This window comes from Candidatus Pelagibacter sp. PS_43, from assembly GCF_059417795.1.
Genome location: NZ_CM182066.1, coordinates 423,107 through 439,563, shown reverse-complemented (window position 1 = coordinate 439,563; position 16,457 = coordinate 423,107). Strand labels below are relative to the sequence as shown.

The window sequence follows — 16,457 nt, the reverse complement described above, 5'->3', positions numbered from 1 at the left end:
TTGATAGGAGGGTTTATAAACTTACTCATTATTTTGTCAATCAACCTTTTTTGGCTAGACTTGCAAATACACTTGATAAAATACGCGTTTCCTTCTCTGAAAGCTCCATTTTAGAAAAAATACTTCTTAAGTTTTCAAGCATAATAGGTTTCTTTTCTAAAGGTTTAAAAAAGTCTTTTTCTTCAAGTTTGTTAATGCATAAGTTGGTCATAGCCTGCACATCTTTCTTGCTAGCTAAAGTTACTTTCTTTGATTTAGAGTAGTTTGCACCTTTTAAATTAATAATACTTGCAACTGTATGGGCAATAATAATAACACTATGAGATAGGTTTAGTGACTTAAAATCAGGATTAGTTGGGATTTGCATAGTGTAATTAGCATAACTAATCTCATTGTTAGATAATCCAGACGCTTCAGAACCAAACAAGAAAGCAACTTTTTTACTGAAATCAATTTTTTTAAGATCTTCCAAATTTAAATGTTTGATATTCTTATTTCTAAATCTTGCTGACGTTGCAATAACATAATCTACTTTTTTTACAGCAGTCTCTAAGGTTTCGTGAACTTTAGCATTAGTGATTAAGTCTTTTGCACCTACAGAGGTTGCTAAAATTTTATCGTTTGGAAAAATTGGCTTTGGCTTAACTATAACTAATTTTTTAAAGTTAAAGTTTTTAATTGCTCTAGCACAAGCACCGATGTTTTCAGATAGTTGGGGTTGGTGTAAAATAAATGAAATATTATTAAATGACATTAAAGACTAGCTGGAGCATTATCTTTGAATAACTTATAATCCAAACTATCAACTAATGCTTTAAATGAAGCATCAATTATATTTGCTGAAACTCCAATAGTAAACCAGTTCTTACCTTTTGAGTCAGTGCTCTCAATTGAAACTCTAGTGATGGCTTCTGTACCTGTATTTAAAATTCTAACCTTGTAATCTACTAATTTAAGATCTTTCAAATAAGATGAGTATTTATTTAATCTCTCAACATTTTGTCTAATAGCATTATCCAATGCATTAACTGGACCATTTCCTTCACCAGTACAAACAATTTTTTTTCCATCAACCTCTAGTTCTGCTTTTGCAGATGAAATAATTTTTCCAGAAGAATCTTTTTTAACTGAAACATCGTATTCTTTAATTGAGATATATGTTGGTATTTTACTGATAATTCTTCTAGCTAGTAATTCAAACGATGCATCTGCCCCATCGTAACTATAGCCAATAAATTCTCTGTCTTTTACTTCATCTAATAATTTTTTAATCTTAGGATCGCTTTCCTCTATTTCAATACCAATAGATCTTAATCTTGAGATGATATTAGATTTGCCTGATTGATCTGAAATTACAATATTTCTAGAATTACCAACTTCTTCTGGATCGATATGTTCATAAGTCTTTGGATCTTTTTGAACTGCTGATACGTGAAGGCCACCCTTGTGAGAAAAAGCAGCGGCACCAACATAAGGTAAATGTTTATTAGGTTTTCTATTTAATATTTCATCTAATAATCTAGAACATTGAGTTAAATTTTTGATATTATTGGGCTTAATTTGTAATTGAAATTTTTCATTAAAATCATTTTTTAAAAAGAATGTTGGAATTAATGACATTAAGTTGGCATTACCACATCGTTCACCTAAACCATTAATTGTTCCCTGAACTTGTCTTACTCCAGCCCAAACTGCAGCTAAAGAATTAGCAACTGCATTACCTGTATCATTATGAGCATGAATGCCTAAATTTTTTCCAGGTATAGTTTTTGTAACTTCTGTTACTATTTTGCTAATTTCATGAGGTAACGTTCCTCCATTAGTGTCACATAAAACAATCCATCTTGTTCCCGCATCATACGCAACTTTAAGACAAGACAATGCATAACTAGGGTTAGCTTTGTAACCATCAAAAAAATGTTCTGCATCAAACATAAACTCTTTATTTTCCTTAACAAAATGTTTTGCAGTCTCACTAATATTTTCTAAATTTTCTTCATTACTAATACCAAGAGCAATATCGACATGAAAATCCCAAGCTTTACCAACAATGCAAACTGCTGGTGTGTTGGCATTTAATAGAGCAGATAAACCTGGATCATTATCAGCACTTCGACCAGTTCTTTTGGTCATGCCAAATGAAGTTAATTTTGCATTTTTAAACGAATGTTTTTTTTGAAAAAACTCAGTATCAGTAGGATTTGCTCCAGGCCATCCTCCTTCAATATAATCAACACCTAAAGCATCTAAGGCTTTGGCTATTTTAATCTTATCATCTACAGAAAAATCTACCCCTTGAGTTTGGGCACCATCTCTTAATGTTGTATCAAATATAAAAAGTTGTTCTTTGCTCATTTAAATTTCCAAACTGTTTTACCATCTTTGTCTTCTATTAAAACCCCTTTGTCTAAAAGCTCATCTCTAATTAAATCTGCCCGTTTATAATCCTTGTCTTCTCTTGCTTTATTACGAAGTTCAATTTTTTTTAAAATATCAGCTTCAGTTATTGATAATTTTTTCTTTTTAAATTCTAACCACTCTTCTTTTGTCTTATTTAAAATACCTATGAAGTTACAAGCTGAAACAAATAAATTTTTATCAGCATCATTTCCTTTTAAAGCTTTATCATATAGTTTGTGTAAATTTGCTATGTAACCTGGTGTATTTAAATCATCATAGAGTGGAGATAAAATATCTTCATTTAAAACAGATTTATCTTTTACAACTTTGTAGACCTCATACCATTTATCAATAGTATTTTTACAATCCTCTAAAAGTTTTTCATTCCAATCTAGAGGTTGCTTATAATGAGCACTCATAAGAGCAAGCTTTAAAACTTGGCCATCAATATTGTCCTTAAAATCTTTTATCTTTAAAATATTGCCAGTGGATTTAGCCATTTTTTCATTAGACATTGTAATAAATGCGTTATGAACCCAATAATTAGCAAAAACTTTTGTATCATTTACACATCTTGATTGAGCAATTTCATTTTCATGATGAGGAAAAATTAAATCAATTCCGCCTCCATGAATATCAAATACATTTCCTAAATATTTCTTTGACATGGCCGAACATTCTAAATGCCAACCAGGTCTTCCTTTTCCCCAAGGAGAATCCCAAAAAGGCTCATCATTAATGGAAGGTTTCCATAAAACAAAATCTTCTGATTTTTTTTTATTTTTTGAAACTTCAACTCTTGATCCAGCAATCAAATCTTCTAATTTTTTATTAGATAATTTTCCATAATCAGAAAATTTACTTACTTCAAAATAAACATGATTGTTTGCTTCATAAGCAAAACCTTTGTTGATTAAAGAATTAATCATTTCTATCATTAGATCAATATGTTCTGTTGCTTTAGGTTGTTGAGATGGATTTTCTAAATTTAGATAATTACAATCATCATTAAATTCAGCAATAATGTTGTTAGTTAAATCTACTATTGAAACATTTTTTTCTTTAGAAGATTTTATAATCTTATCATCAACGTCTGTAATATTTCTAATATAGGTAATTTTGTCATGTCCATATTTGGATTTCAAAACTTTGTATAAAATATCAAAAATTACAAGAGGTCTTGCATTGCCTATGTGTGGATTATCATAGACAGTAGGACCACAAACATACATTCCAACATTGTTTTGATCTAGAGGAATAAATTTCTCTTTTTTATTACTTAGATTGTTTGTTAAAAAAATATCCTTATTCATTATCTTAGAATTATACTTTAATTATAGATTTGTGAATCTATAAGATTAGTTGGGAATCTTGCAAACTGGGATTGGCTCCATTTTGTGCAAGTTCATATTTCTTATTTTTTCGTATTTTTCTCGATTTATTGATTTAGGGTTATTCATTGCTTCTTCTAATTCTTCATATTTAAGACCAAGTTGACCCTCATCCGTTCTACCATCATCCCATAGACCATCTGTTGGTGGTGCCTCTATAATTTCATTTAATATATTAAGAGATTTTCCAATTTCCCAAACATCTGATTTATTGCAATCTGCAATTGGAGAAATATCAACTCCTCCATCACCATATTTTGTGTAAAAACCCACACCAAAATCCTCTACTTTATTCCCAGTACCAACTACTATTCCTTTGTTAGCAGCGGCTACTTGATAAAGTGTGGTCATTCTAATTCTAGCTCTAGAGTTAGCCATTCCATGTTCATTGTCAAAATTAGACAATGTATTTTCAAATGTTTCAAAAAGCTTATCTAAATTTATAGTATGAGCTTCAACATTTTTAAAATTTTTAACAAGCCATTCTTGGTGCTTTAAACTTAAATCATGTTGAGCATCTTTTTGTTTAATTGGCATTGATAAAACAATTGTTTTTAAACCTGTCATGGCGCTCAAGGTGCTTGACACTGAAGAGTCAATTCCGCCAGAAATTCCAATAACCAAAGATTGAGCCTTACTTGGCATTTTTTCTACGTAATCCTTGATCCAATTACTTATAAATTGTGCTTTTTCTAAAGGTTTCATTATTCAAAGAAATTAAACAAAATTGTATTTAATACAATGGCTTAAGATGCCGCTTTAATATTTTTTTTAGAATAGGCAGCATTCTTCTTAATTTCATCAGAAATTAAGAATGCTAACTCTAAAGCTTGATTTGCATTAAGCCTTGGGTCGCAATGTGTGTGGTAACGATGTGATAAATCTTGGTCAGATATTTTCTGAGCTCCACCGGTGCATTCTGTTACATCTTGACCAGTCATTTCAATGTGTAGACCACCTGCATAACTACCTTCACTTTGATGGCATTCAAAAACATTTTTTACTTCTTTAACAACACTATTAAAAGGTCTAGTTTTAAATCCAGTTGTCGATTTAATAGTATTTCCATGGCAAGGATCACATGACCATATAACATTTAAACCTTCTTTTTTAATTGCTCTAATTAATTTTGGTAAAAATTTAGAAACATTTTCATGTCCAAATCTTGATATTAAAGTAATTTTTCCTTTTTCATTTTTTGGATTAATCTTGTTACATAGATTTATTAAATCATCTGGTTTTAAAGTTGGGCCACATTTAATACCAATAGGATTTTCTATTCCTCTACAAAATTCAACATGTCCTCCATCTAATTGTCTTGTACGATCTCCTATCCAAACAAAGTGAGCAGAGGTATCATGATATTCACCAGTTGTTGAATCTATTCTTGTCATTGCTTGTTCAAAAGGAAGTAGTAAAGCTTCATGAGATGTCCAAAAATTTACTGTTTTTAATCTTCTATTAAAATCTGAGTTAATACCACAAGCATCCATAAAGGCTAAAGCATCGGCTATTCTATCCTCTAATTCTTTGAATTTCTTAGCTGTTGGAGTATTTTTAATAAAACTTAAATTCCAAGTATGTACTTTTTTAAGATCAGCAAAACCACCATGAGAGAATGCTCTTATGAGGTTTAATGTCGATGCTGACTGAGAGTAAGCTTTAAATAATCTTTTTGGATCTGGTATTCTTGATTTTTCACTAAAATCCATTCCATTTATATTGTCACCTAAATAACTTGGTAGCTCAACACCATTTATATTTTCAACAGGTGAACTTCTTGGTTTTGAAAATTGTCCAGCAATTCTTCCAAGTTTAATTACAGGCAATGATGCAGAGTAAGTAAGCACCAATGACATTTGTAAAATTAATTTAAATGTATCTCTAATATTGTCTGGATGAAATTCAGCAAAACTTTCAGCACAATCGCCACCTTGAAGTAAAAAAGCTTTTCCATCAACAACATCTGCCAATTGCTCTTTTAAATGTCTTGTCTCACCAGCAAAAACTAATGGTGGAAAACTTTTAATCTTACTTAAAACACCATCTAATTCTTTTTGATCCGGATATTCCGGAATGTGTTTTACAGGATAATTTCTCCAGCTATTTATTTTCCAATTTTTCATGTTCAACCTGGGAGTGTTGTATCAGAGTTTATTTATTATTCAACTGTGACTGATTTTGCCAAATTTCTTGGTTTATCAATATCATAGCCTTTAAGGAGTGCTGAATAATAAGCTAATTTTTGTAAAGGAACGGTTAATAAAAATGGAAGTAAATCATCATTTGCGCTTTCAACTAATATTGTTTCCCAAATATTTTCTGAAAAAACTTCATCTTTACTTTTATTGGTAATTAATAAAACTTTTGCTCCTCTTGCTATTACTTCCTGCATATTAGAAATAGTTTTTTTATAATAATTATCTCTTGGGGCTAAAACTACCACAGGCATTCCATCTTCAATCAAGGCTAATGGACCATGCTTCATCTCACCAGCTGGATACCCTTCTGCATGCACATATGCTAACTCTTTTAACTTTAAAGCACCTTCCAATGCTATTGGATAAGAAAAACCTCTACCTAAAAACATTGAACCCTTGGCATCAGTAAAAGAACCTGAGACTGCTTGAATTTTATTTTCAGTTAACAAAGTATCTTCAACTAATTTAGGTAATTTTTTTAATTCTTTAATTTTGTCTAAATATGTTTCTTTATCAAAATCCTCTCTTAATCTTCCAAGTTTTAATACTAAAATATAAAGCACTAACATCTGTCCCATAAATGCTTTAGTAGATGCTACTCCAATTTCTGGTCCACAATGAATAGGTAATACAAAGTTAGAATCTCTTGCAATAGAACTTTCAACAACATTTACAATACTACAAGTTTTCATGTTATTTTGATTACATAAATCTAATGCAGCATACGTATCCGCTGTTTCACCTGATTGAGAGACAAATATATATAAGTTGTCTTTTTTAAATCTATTTTTTCGATATCTAAACTCAGAAGCAATATCAACTGCAACTTCAAGAGAGGTATTTTCTTCAAACCAATATTTTGCCATTAAACAAGAGTGATAAGCTGTTCCACAGCCAATTAAGGTAATTGATGAAATATCACTTATATTCCATGGAAAATTGTAAATATTTATATCGTTATTAATTTTGTCAACATATTCATTAATACAATTCTTAAGTGTTGCAGGCTGTTCTTCGATTTCTTTGGCCATGAAATGCTTAAAATCACCTTTGTCGTAATCCTGTTCTTTAGATGATAATTCTAAAACTTTTTTATTAACTTTTAATCCTTCTTCATCAAAAAATTCAACATGGTCTTTTTTTATAATGCAAAACTCTCCATCGTTTAAATATGAAATCTTATTAGTCATTGATTTTAATGCATACGAATCTGATCCTAAATAATTCTCACTAGGACCATAACCAACTGCAAGGGGAGATCCTCTTCTGGCACCAACTATAAGGTCAGGCTGATCTTTAAAAATAATCCCCAATGCAAAACTACCGTGAAGTTGCTTTAAAGTTTTTATAATTGCTTCTTTTAAATTTAATTCTTTTAAATACTCAGTAATAAGGTGAACTATTACCTCTGTATCAGTTTGAGACTTAAATATATGTCCCTTCCCTACTAAAAATTTTTTTAAAATAGTTGAGTTTTCTATAATACCATTATGTACAACAGATACATTTTCAGAAGAATGTGGGTGAGCATTAAGAGTGTTTGGCACTCCATGCGTTGCCCATCTCACATGGCCAATACCAATTGATCCAATCATATTTTTAACAATTGAGTTTTTTTCTAAAATATCAACTCGACCTTCAGATTTTGCTTCACTTACAATGCCATTTGACAATGTCGCAATTCCAGCTGAGTCGTACCCTCTATATTCCAATTTTTTAAGTGAATTTATGATTGTCGATGAAACTGGTTTATTACTAGCTATTCCAATAATTCCACACATATTATTTTTTTCCTCTATAATTTTTAACTGAGGTTTGAGATGCTCTAGTTAAAGCTAATGAGTTTTTTTTTACATTTTTTGTAATTACAGAGCCCGCCCCAACAATACTGCTTTTTTCTAAAGTTACTGGTGCGACTAGTGATGAATTTGAGCCTACAAAAACATTATCTTTAATTTTTGTTTTACTTTTTTTGATACCATCATAATTACATGTAATTGTGCCAGCTCCGATATTTACACCTTTTCCCAATTCACTATCACCAATATAAGACAAATGATTTACTTTTGATTTCTTTCCAATTTTACTTTTCTTAACTTCTACAAAATTTCCAATTTTAGATCCTTCTTCTAAAATTGTTCCTGGTCTAAGTCTTGCGTAAGGACCAACTTCAACTTTATTTTTTATATTGCAACCTTCTAGGTGAGAAAATGAATTTATAATTACATTGCTACCAATTTTAACTTTTGGTCCAATTACAACATAAGGATTAATCGTTACATTTTTTCCAATTTTAGTGTCTTTGGAAAAAAAAACTGTCTCTGGTCCAATCATCCTTACACCAGACTTTATAAAAAATTTTCTAAGTTTTTCTTGATTGCTATTAGAATTTATTTGTTTCATCTGGAAATACTTTTATATTAAGTGTATAGGTATCTTAATTCACAATTTATTTCTTAAAAATACTTTATAAATGACTCAAAAATACACAATTATATTTGATCTTGATGGAACACTGGTTGATACAGCGCCAGACTTAATGAATGCCCATAACCATGTAATGAAAAAATATGGTTATCCCACAAAATCTACTGAAGAAATTAGAAATCTAGTTGGTCAAGGCGCAGGCGCTATGATTGGAAGATCTATATGGGGGCAAGCAAAAAAAGAATTTAGCAAAATTGATGATCAAAAGATTAAAGCTGAAATGGTTAAGGATTTTATAAATTTTTATGGAAAAAATATTATTAATGAAAGCACACTTATTAATGGAGTTATAGAATTTTTAAAATGGTGTAAATCTCAGAATATTTCAATGGCAGTATGCACAAATAAACAAGAACACTTAGCAATAGATCTTTTAAAAAAAATTGGAGTTTATGATTACTTTGAATATGTAGCTGGATCAGATACTTTTGATTATTGCAAACCTGATCCAAGACACATTACAAATATAATCGAAATTATGGGTGGTGAAATAAATAAATCTCTCATGTTTGGTGACAGTGAAACCGATGCAAATGCTGCAAAAGCTGCTTCAATTCCAGTTGTTTTATTAGAAAATGGTTATACCGAAAAAAATACTAATGAAATTTACCATAATCATTTAATAAAAGACTTTATTGGTGTTGAAAAAATAGTTTCTACTTACTTAAAAGATTGATTTAATTTTTTTTCTTACTATTAATATGTGCAGACAATTTAGGAGGTCTAATGATTTCACATAAAGTAAAAGTTTATCCATCAAAAATTCATCTACCTAAGAAAAATCAATTAGCATGGAAAATTGCTGAAATTGCCTCTGACAATGCAAAATTAGACAAAGCTGCAATTGAAATGGTCATCAATAGAATTATTGATAATGCATCAGTTGCTATAGCTTCTTTAAATAGAAAAGCAGTAATCTCTTCAAGAGAGATGGCCTTAAAACATCCAAGAAAAAATGGAGCAAATTTATTTGGTATAGATACAAAATTAAAATTTGATTGTGAATGGGCTGCATGGTCAAATGGTACTGCTGTAAGAGAACTTGATTTCCATGATACCTTTTTAGCTGCTGACTATAGTCACCCAGGAGACAACATTCCTCCAATTTTAAGTGTCGCTCAACAAACTAAAAAAAGTGGTTTAGATTTATTAAGAGGGATTATTACTGGTTATGAAGTTCAGGTTAATTTAGTTAAAGGTATATGTTTGCATAAACATAAAATTGATCATATTGCACATTTAGGGCCTAGTGTTGCAGCAGGACTTGGTACGATGTTAAAATTAAATACTGAAACAATTTATCAAGCTGTTCAACAGGCTCTACACACAACAATTTCAACTCGGCAATCTAGAAAAGGAGAAATCTCTAGTTGGAAAGCTTACGCCCCTGCTCACGCAGGCAAACTTGCAATTGAAGCAGTAGATAGAGCCATGCGTGGTGAAGGTGCTCCGAGTCCAATTTATGAAGGTGAAGATAGTGTTATTGCTAGAATTTTAGATGGTAAGAAAGCTTTATATAATGTGCCATTACCTAAAAAGAATGAACCTAAAAAAGCTATACTTGAAACGTACACCAAAGAATATTCTGCAGAATACCAATCTCAAGCGTTGATAGATATTGCTAAAAAATTAAATAAAAAAATTCCAAACTTAGGACAGATTAAAAAAATTGATATCTTTACAAGTCATCATACTCATTATGTAATAGGAACAGGCGCTAATGATCCTCAAAAAATGGATCCTAATGCAAGTAGAGAAACGCTAGATCACTCTATTATGTATATTTTTGCAGTAGCGCTTGAAGATGCAGATTGGCATCATGTAAAATCTTACACAAAACAAAGAGCAAGTAGAAAGAGTACTGTAAAAATTTGGAAATCAATTACTACTTATGAAGATAAAAAATGGACTAAAAAATATCACGATCCAAATCCAAAGAATAAATCGTTTGGTGCAAAAGTGGTGGTTACTTTGAACAATGGGAAAAAAATTATCGAACAACTTGATAGAGCAGATGCGCACCCTTATGGAGCACGTCCTTTTAAAAGAGAAAATTATATTAAAAAGTTTCTAACTTTAACAGATGGAATATTAGATAAGAAAGAGAGTGCTCGTTTTTTAAAGACAGTTCAAAACCTTAAGAATTTAAAAGTGGGAGAACTACATAAACTGAACATTCAAGTTAAGAAAAATCAAATAAAGAAAAATACAAAACAAGGAATTTTTTAGTGCATTTTGTAGAAAAAGAACCTAATCAAAAGAGAGCTGACTTTGTCAGCAAATTAAAATCTAATAAAATTTTAAGAGTGCCAGGTGCTTACAATCCTTTAACTGCAAAATTAATTGAAGAAATTGGTTATGACGCAGTTTACGTGTCAGGTGGAGTTATGGCAAATGATCTTGGGTTTCCTGATATTGGTTTAACAACACTACAAGATGTTAGTACAAGATCATATTTAATTTCAAGAGTTACTAATTTACCAACAATTGTTGATATCGATACTGGTTTTAAATCTTGTGAAGAAACTATTAAAACTTTTGAAGAGTTTGGAGTGTCTGCTGTTCATTTAGAAGATCAAGTGGAACGTAAGAGATGTGGCCACTTGGATAACAAAGAATTAATTTCAACTGAAGCAATGGTTAAAAAAATTAAAGAGTGTGTTGCTGCAAAACAAGATGAAAATTTTAAAATTATAGCAAGATCAGATGCTAAAGGTGTTGAGGGAATTGATAAAATGATTGATAGATGTAAAGCCTACATTGATGCTGGAGCAGAAATTATATTTCCAGAGGCTCTTTATGATGAAAAAGATTTTGAAAAAGTTAGAAAAGAATTATCATGTTATTTACTAGCCAATATGACCGAGTTTGGTAAATCAAAACTATTCAACTATAAGGAATTAGAAAATTTTGGCTATAATATTGTAATTTATCCAGTGACAACACAAAGATTAGCTATGAAAAATGTAGAAGATGGCTTGAAGAACATTTTTGTAAATGGACATCAGAACAATATTATTGATAAAATGCAAACTAGAAAACGATTATACGAATTAGTGGAATATGAGAAATATAACTCGCTAGATGAAAAGATTTATAACTTTAGTACGGAAGGACATGAATAATGAGCGATGATATTAAAAAAGGTTTACTGGGTATAATTGTTGATGAAACTGAAATCTCTAAAGTTATGCCAGAAATTAACTCTCTTACTTATAGAGGTTATGCTGCTCAAGATTTGTGTGCCAGATGTAACTTTGAAGAAGTTGCTTATTTAATATTAAATAAAGAACTACCAAAAAAGAATCAGCTTAAACAATTTGTTAAGGACTTAATAAAAGAGAGAACATTATCTAAAAATTTAATCGAAATTTTAAAAAGAATTCCAAAAAATTCACATCCAATGGATGTTGCAAGAACGGCTGTTAGTGTAATGGGTTTAGAGGACAAAGAGAGTAAAGACAACTCTCCTAAAGCAAATTTAAGAAAGGCTTTAAGAATTTTTGCAAAAACTCCAACTGCTCTTGCTGCTTTTTATAGACTTAGAAAAGGAAAAAAAATTATAGCTCCTAAGAAAAATCTTTCTTTCTCTGAAAACTTTTTTCATATGTGTTTTGCCAATGTGCCTGAAAAAGAAATTGTTAAAGCATTTGATGTATCTCTAATTTTATACGCTGAACATAGTTTTAATGTATCAACTTTTACAGCAAGAACTATCACTAGTAGTTTATCAGATATCCATGGGGCAATCACCGGTGCAATCGCTAGTTTAAAGGGACCTCTTCATGGTGGTGCCAATGAAGAAGTAATGCACATGATGAAAAAGATTAAAAAACCAGAAAATGCTTTAAAATGGATTACTAAAGCTCTTAAAAATAAAGATGTTGTGATGGGATTTGGTCATAGGGTTTACAAAAGTGGAGACTCAAGAGTTCCGACAATGAGAGAATATTTTAAAAGAGTGGCCATTATTAAAAAAGACAAAACTTTTGAAAAAATTTACGATATTGTAGAGAAAGTAATGATTAAAGAAAAAAATATTTACCCCAATGTGGATTACCCAACGGGACCTACTTACCACTTAATGGGATTTGATACAGATTTCTTTACACCTATATTTGTTATTTCTAGAATTACGGGTTGGTCTGCACATATTATGGAACAACATGCGGCTAATAAATTAATTAGACCCCTTGCAAGTTACAAAGGTCAAAAACATAGAAAAGTTTTAGAACTAAACCAAAGATAATTTTTAAACAAGAAATTCGCTGCATAAAATACGCTTGGATTTATGTACAGTATTTTCTTGTATTGCTAGTATTTTAACACTTTTAAAAACTTTCAAGAAATAATCAGGTCTTATTGTATCAAAAATAATTTTAGTATCAGGTTTAGATATTTTTTTTAAGTACTCAGCATAGATCTCAAAGTCATAATGGTAATCCAATGAAAGTAGTGAAATCACTACGTCAAATTTTTGCCCTGGAAGTTTATCCTTGTCATAATCAAAAATATTAATTTGAGAATTTTGCATTCCATTATTTTTTAAAAATCTTTTTTGTATTTCTAAATTGTTGTATGCTTCATTGTTAATTGTCCCACCCCACCCATACTTAACTTTTTTAGAAATAAAATTTCTTTCAATAAAATAATATTTTTTACTTGGCAAATTTTGATTTATAATGAGCTCTAGACCTCCAAGACCTCCTCCAATGCTCAAAAAGAGTTGGTCTTGATCTGAATTAATTAGATTTTGAAACGTTAAAAACTCTTTATGCATAGCTGCATAATAGCTAATTCCGGTTTGATTAGAGTTTAAAAAATATTTTGTTACAAAATTAGTAAAAAGTGTCCTACCAAAAAATTTTCTTAATTTTTTTAAGAAAGGGCTGATTAATTCAATTCTTTGTAAAACAACTAACCTAGCTTCATTATTTGATAGGATAAAACTTTTCAATTTTCCTAACTAAAGGCTTCTGTCCAAGTTCCTTGAGTTGATGCTTTAGAATATTCAGTTGCACGACCTTCAAAGAAGTTCATGTGCTCAACCGCATTTAACATCGTATCTAACCATGTAAGTGGGTTTTTATGAACATTGTAAAGCGGTTCTAAACCTAACTGAGTTAATCTTCTATTAGCAATAAATCTAATATAATCTTTAACTTCTTGTGCAGTTAGACCTTCCATTGGACCCATTTCAAAAGCTAAATCAATAAAAGCATCTTCGTGAGCAATGATTGTTTTACAAGCGTGATATAATTCGCTTGTTAACTTCTCAGTCCAGATACCAGGATTTTCATTAACGAACTCTTTGAATAGTCTAATCATAGAATTACAGTGCAATGTTTCATCTCTAACAGACCAAGTTACAATTTGGCCCATTCCTTTCATCTTATTGTGTCTTGGAAAGTTAAGAAGAATTGCAAAACTTGCAAACAATTGTAAGCCTTCAGTAAATGCACTAAACACCGCTATTGTTTTTGCAATGTCATGATTTGATTTAACATCAAAGCCTTGCATGTAATCGTATTTATCTTTCATTTCTTTGTACTGCATGAACGCTGAATATTCTGACTCAGGCATTCCAATTGTATCCAATAAATGAGAGTACGCAGCAATGTGAACTGTCTCCATTGAAGCAAACGCTGACATCATCATTAATACTTCAGTTGGTTTAAATACATTCATGTAGTGACGAATGTAACAGTTGCTTACTTCAACATCCGCTTGAGTAAAAAATCTAAAAATTTGAGTTAATAAATTTTTTTCAGATGCTGATAAATTTTTCTGCCAGTCTTTAACATCATCTCCAAGAGGCACCTCTTCTGGTAACCAGTGAATTCTTTGTTGGGTTAACCAAGCATCATAACACCATGGATATCTAAATGGTTTGTAAACTGGATTGGCTACTAATAAGCCGTTATTATTTTTTGGCTGAACAATTTCAGCTTTTATTTTTTCTGCTACTGACATGATAAACACTCCTCGTATTCCGGATCTTTCGCCGCTGTTGGTTTTTGTTTGTAAACGTTTGCAAGAATATCTGTTGATTTTTCATCATTAACATTTTCTGCACGCTGAATTGATTTTGATCTACAGTAATAAAGACTCTTCAAGCCTTTTTTCCAAGCATCAAAATGAATTTTATGTAACTCTTTTTTATGAACATCTGCTGCTAAAAATAAATTAATAGATTGAGCTTGTGAGATGTGTGGAGTTCTGTCACCACTTAGTTCAATGATCCACTTTTGATCTAATTCAAAAGCAGTTTTAAAAACATCTTTTTCATGATCTGTTAAAAAATCTAAGTCAGAAACTGAGCCTTGGTTAGTTGTAATCCCAGACCAAACATCCTCATTATTTTTGCCATGTTTTTCAAGCAGTTCTACTAAATATCTATTTCTAACATTAAATGAACCTGACAATGTTTTATGTGTGTAGCTATTTGCAGCAACTGGCTCAACCCCTGGAGAAGCTCCACCACAAATAATTGAAATTGATGCAGTTGGTGCAATCGCAGTTTTATTTGAAAATCTCTCATTAAATCCATATTCAGCAGCATCTGGACAAGGTCCTCTTTCATCCGCTAAATCTTTTGATGCTTGATCAACATGTTCTTGAATGTGTTTGAATATTTTTTTATTCCAAACTTTACTCATGACCGATTCAAGTGGAATGCTGTGCTTTTGTAAATAAGAATGGAAACCCATAACTCCAAGACCAACACTTCGTTCTCTTGCTGCAGAATATTTTGCATCTGCAAACTGATCTGGTGCTCTTTCGATAAAGTCAGTTAAAACATTATCTAAAAATCTCATCACATCGTTGATCATCATCGCATCATCTTTCCACTCATCATATTTTTCTAAGTTTAAAGAAGATAGGCAACAAACAGCTGTTCTGTCTCTGCCATCTTTATCAATGCCTGTTGGTAAAGTTATTTCACTACATAAGTTAGAAGTTTTAACTGTTAGGTTTGCTAACTTATGATGTTGTGGAATTTGTCTGTTCACTGTATCGATATAGATAATGTAAGGCTCTCCAGTTTCCATTCTAGCCGTTAATAATCTAATCCATAAATTTCTTGCAGAGATCGTTTGTTGAACAGTTCCATCAGCAGGACTTTTTAGTGCCCACTGTTCATCTGTTTCAACAGCTCTCATAAACGCATCTGATACTAAAATACCATGATGAAGGTTTAATGCTTTTCTATTTGGGTCTCCACCAGTGGGTCTTCTCATTTCAATAAATTCTTCAATTTCAGGATGATCAATTGGTAGATAACAAGCAGCCGATCCTCTTCTTAATGATCCTTGGCTAATTGCCATCGTTAACGAGTCCATTACTTTAATGAAAGGAATAATTCCTGAAGTCTTACCCACTTTACCAATTTTTTCACCAATGGATCTAAGGTTACCCCAGTAACTTCCAATTCCACCACCTTTAGCAGCTAACCAAACATTTTCACTCCATAGATCTAAAATTCCACTTAAACTATCTGATGCTTCATTTAAGAAACAAGAAATGGGTAAACCTCTTTTAGTTCCCCCGTTTGATAAAACTGGAGTTGCTGGCATGAACCATAAATTACTAATGTAGTTATAAATTCTTTGTGCATGTAAATTGTCATCTGCGTATGAACTTGCAACACGTGCAAATAAATCTTGATAAGATTCATTGTGACCTAAGTAACGATCTTTTAAAGTTGCTTTACCAAAGTCTGTTAATTTAGAATCTTTTGTTCTATCAATTTTAATAATGATGCCTTTTTCATTTTGAAAAAGTTCAGTGTCATTATTAAGTGAGAATAAATCAGGTCCTTTGTTTTTAGAAAGTTCGCTGTTATTTGGGCTATACTCGGAGACAGCTTTCTTGAGTGCCTGTGATAGTATTTTATTCATAAATTTTTAAGTTTTTCAGTTATTTTTAACAAAACAACTATATGTTGTATGCTAGAACCATTGATACACCATATAAA

At 31.0% G+C, this 16,457-nt stretch carries 14 protein-coding genes; 4 read left to right on the top strand and 10 right to left on the bottom strand.

The window, feature by feature from the left end; translation table 11 throughout:
* Nucleotides 1-40: 40 nt before the first annotated feature.
* Genes AC5SLL_RS02335 through AC5SLL_RS02305 form a run of 7 tightly spaced genes read right to left on the bottom strand, consistent with a single transcriptional unit; the run spans nucleotide 41 to nucleotide 8,395 of the window.
* Complete coding sequence (locus tag AC5SLL_RS02335) at nucleotides 41-754, bottom strand: RNA methyltransferase (RefSeq protein ID WP_494586928.1); 714 nt, start codon at nucleotides 752-754, stop codon at nucleotides 41-43.
* Nucleotides 754-2,355, bottom strand: coding sequence for a citramalate synthase (gene cimA / locus AC5SLL_RS02330; RefSeq protein ID WP_494586927.1), 1,602 nt, complete (start codon nucleotides 2,353-2,355; stop codon nucleotides 754-756). The genes AC5SLL_RS02335 and cimA overlap by 1 nt, the downstream gene beginning before the upstream one ends.
* On the bottom strand, nucleotides 2,352-3,713 hold the full coding sequence (gene cysS, locus AC5SLL_RS02325; protein WP_494586926.1) for a cysteine--tRNA ligase: 1,362 nt from the start codon (nucleotides 3,711-3,713) through the stop codon (nucleotides 2,352-2,354). The genes cimA and cysS overlap by 4 nt, the downstream gene beginning before the upstream one ends.
* A 45-nt stretch (nucleotides 3,714-3,758) precedes the next feature.
* Nucleotides 3,759-4,496 (bottom strand): NAD(+) synthase, encoded by a 738-nt coding sequence (nadE, locus tag AC5SLL_RS02320; RefSeq protein WP_494573775.1) that lies wholly within the window; start codon nucleotides 4,494-4,496, stop codon nucleotides 3,759-3,761.
* A 41-nt stretch (nucleotides 4,497-4,537) separates the two neighbouring features.
* Nucleotides 4,538-5,917: a class II 3-deoxy-7-phosphoheptulonate synthase gene (locus tag AC5SLL_RS02315; protein WP_494586925.1), complete on the bottom strand. Its 1,380-nt coding sequence runs from the start codon at nucleotides 5,915-5,917 to the stop codon at nucleotides 4,538-4,540.
* A gap of 35 nt (nucleotides 5,918-5,952) precedes the next feature.
* Nucleotides 5,953-7,773 carry a glutamine--fructose-6-phosphate transaminase (isomerizing) gene (gene glmS, locus AC5SLL_RS02310; protein WP_494586924.1) on the bottom strand — a complete coding sequence of 607 codons (1,821 nt, stop codon included), beginning with the start codon at nucleotides 7,771-7,773 and terminating at the stop codon, nucleotides 5,953-5,955.
* A 1-nt stretch (nucleotide 7,774) separates the two neighbouring features.
* Nucleotides 7,775-8,395 carry a DapH/DapD/GlmU-related protein gene (locus AC5SLL_RS02305; RefSeq protein WP_494586923.1) on the bottom strand — a complete coding sequence of 207 codons (621 nt, stop codon included), beginning with the start codon at nucleotides 8,393-8,395 and terminating at the stop codon, nucleotides 7,775-7,777.
* Between the two features lie 70 nt (nucleotides 8,396-8,465).
* Between AC5SLL_RS02305 and AC5SLL_RS02300 the strand changes: the two genes are divergently transcribed.
* Genes AC5SLL_RS02300 through AC5SLL_RS02285 form a run of 4 tightly spaced genes read left to right on the top strand, consistent with a single transcriptional unit; the run spans nucleotide 8,466 to nucleotide 12,728 of the window.
* A complete protein-coding gene (locus AC5SLL_RS02300; RefSeq protein WP_494586922.1) occupies nucleotides 8,466-9,155 on the top strand; it encodes an HAD-IA family hydrolase in 690 nt (229 codons plus the stop codon).
* Nucleotides 9,156-9,205: 50 nt separating this feature from the next.
* Nucleotides 9,206-10,708 (top strand): MmgE/PrpD family protein, encoded by a 1,503-nt coding sequence (locus AC5SLL_RS02295; RefSeq protein ID WP_494586921.1) that lies wholly within the window; start codon nucleotides 9,206-9,208, stop codon nucleotides 10,706-10,708.
* The gene (prpB, locus tag AC5SLL_RS02290; protein WP_494586920.1) at nucleotides 10,708-11,604 is read left to right on the top strand and encodes a methylisocitrate lyase; all 897 of its coding nucleotides are present in this window, start codon (nucleotides 10,708-10,710) and stop codon (nucleotides 11,602-11,604) included. The genes AC5SLL_RS02295 and prpB overlap by 1 nt, the downstream gene beginning before the upstream one ends.
* Nucleotides 11,604-12,728: a bifunctional 2-methylcitrate synthase/citrate synthase gene (locus tag AC5SLL_RS02285; protein ID WP_494586919.1), complete on the top strand. Its 1,125-nt coding sequence runs from the start codon at nucleotides 11,604-11,606 to the stop codon at nucleotides 12,726-12,728. The genes prpB and AC5SLL_RS02285 overlap by 1 nt, the downstream gene beginning before the upstream one ends.
* Before the next feature lie 3 nt (nucleotides 12,729-12,731).
* Here the strand turns inward: AC5SLL_RS02285 and AC5SLL_RS02280 are convergent, their stop codons facing one another.
* Genes AC5SLL_RS02280 through AC5SLL_RS02270 form a run of 3 tightly spaced genes read right to left on the bottom strand, consistent with a single transcriptional unit; the run spans nucleotide 12,732 to nucleotide 16,380 of the window.
* On the bottom strand, nucleotides 12,732-13,436 hold the full coding sequence (locus tag AC5SLL_RS02280) for a hypothetical protein (protein WP_494586918.1): 705 nt from the start codon (nucleotides 13,434-13,436) through the stop codon (nucleotides 12,732-12,734).
* 5 nt (nucleotides 13,437-13,441) lie between these two features.
* The gene (locus AC5SLL_RS02275; protein ID WP_494573560.1) at nucleotides 13,442-14,452 is read right to left on the bottom strand and encodes a ribonucleotide-diphosphate reductase subunit beta; all 1,011 of its coding nucleotides are present in this window, start codon (nucleotides 14,450-14,452) and stop codon (nucleotides 13,442-13,444) included.
* Nucleotides 14,443-16,380 (bottom strand): ribonucleoside-diphosphate reductase subunit alpha, encoded by a 1,938-nt coding sequence (locus AC5SLL_RS02270; RefSeq protein WP_494573559.1) that lies wholly within the window; start codon nucleotides 16,378-16,380, stop codon nucleotides 14,443-14,445. The genes AC5SLL_RS02275 and AC5SLL_RS02270 overlap by 10 nt, the downstream gene beginning before the upstream one ends.
* Nucleotides 16,381-16,457: the final 77 nt, after the last annotated feature.

Coding starts and splice junctions, on each gene's coding strand:
- AC5SLL_RS02270 (WP_494573559.1), bottom strand. CDS start 16,380: ATGAATAAAATACTATCACAGGCACTCAAGAAAGCTGTCTCCGAGTAT.
- AC5SLL_RS02300 (WP_494586922.1), top strand. CDS start 8,466: ATGACTCAAAAATACACAATTATATTTGATCTTGATGGAACACTGGTT.
- cimA (WP_494586927.1), bottom strand. CDS start 2,355: ATGAGCAAAGAACAACTTTTTATATTTGATACAACATTAAGAGATGGT.
- nadE (WP_494573775.1), bottom strand. CDS start 4,496: ATGAAACCTTTAGAAAAAGCACAATTTATAAGTAATTGGATCAAGGAT.
- AC5SLL_RS02285 (WP_494586919.1), top strand. CDS start 11,604: ATGAGCGATGATATTAAAAAAGGTTTACTGGGTATAATTGTTGATGAA.
- AC5SLL_RS02335 (WP_494586928.1), bottom strand. CDS start 754: ATGTCATTTAATAATATTTCATTTATTTTACACCAACCCCAACTATCT.
- AC5SLL_RS02275 (WP_494573560.1), bottom strand. CDS start 14,452: ATGTCAGTAGCAGAAAAAATAAAAGCTGAAATTGTTCAGCCAAAAAAT.
- AC5SLL_RS02315 (WP_494586925.1), bottom strand. CDS start 5,917: ATGAAAAATTGGAAAATAAATAGCTGGAGAAATTATCCTGTAAAACAC.
- cysS (WP_494586926.1), bottom strand. CDS start 3,713: ATGAATAAGGATATTTTTTTAACAAACAATCTAAGTAATAAAAAAGAG.
- glmS (WP_494586924.1), bottom strand. CDS start 7,773: ATGTGTGGAATTATTGGAATAGCTAGTAATAAACCAGTTTCATCGACA.
- AC5SLL_RS02295 (WP_494586921.1), top strand. CDS start 9,206: ATGATTTCACATAAAGTAAAAGTTTATCCATCAAAAATTCATCTACCT.
- AC5SLL_RS02305 (WP_494586923.1), bottom strand. CDS start 8,395: ATGAAACAAATAAATTCTAATAGCAATCAAGAAAAACTTAGAAAATTT.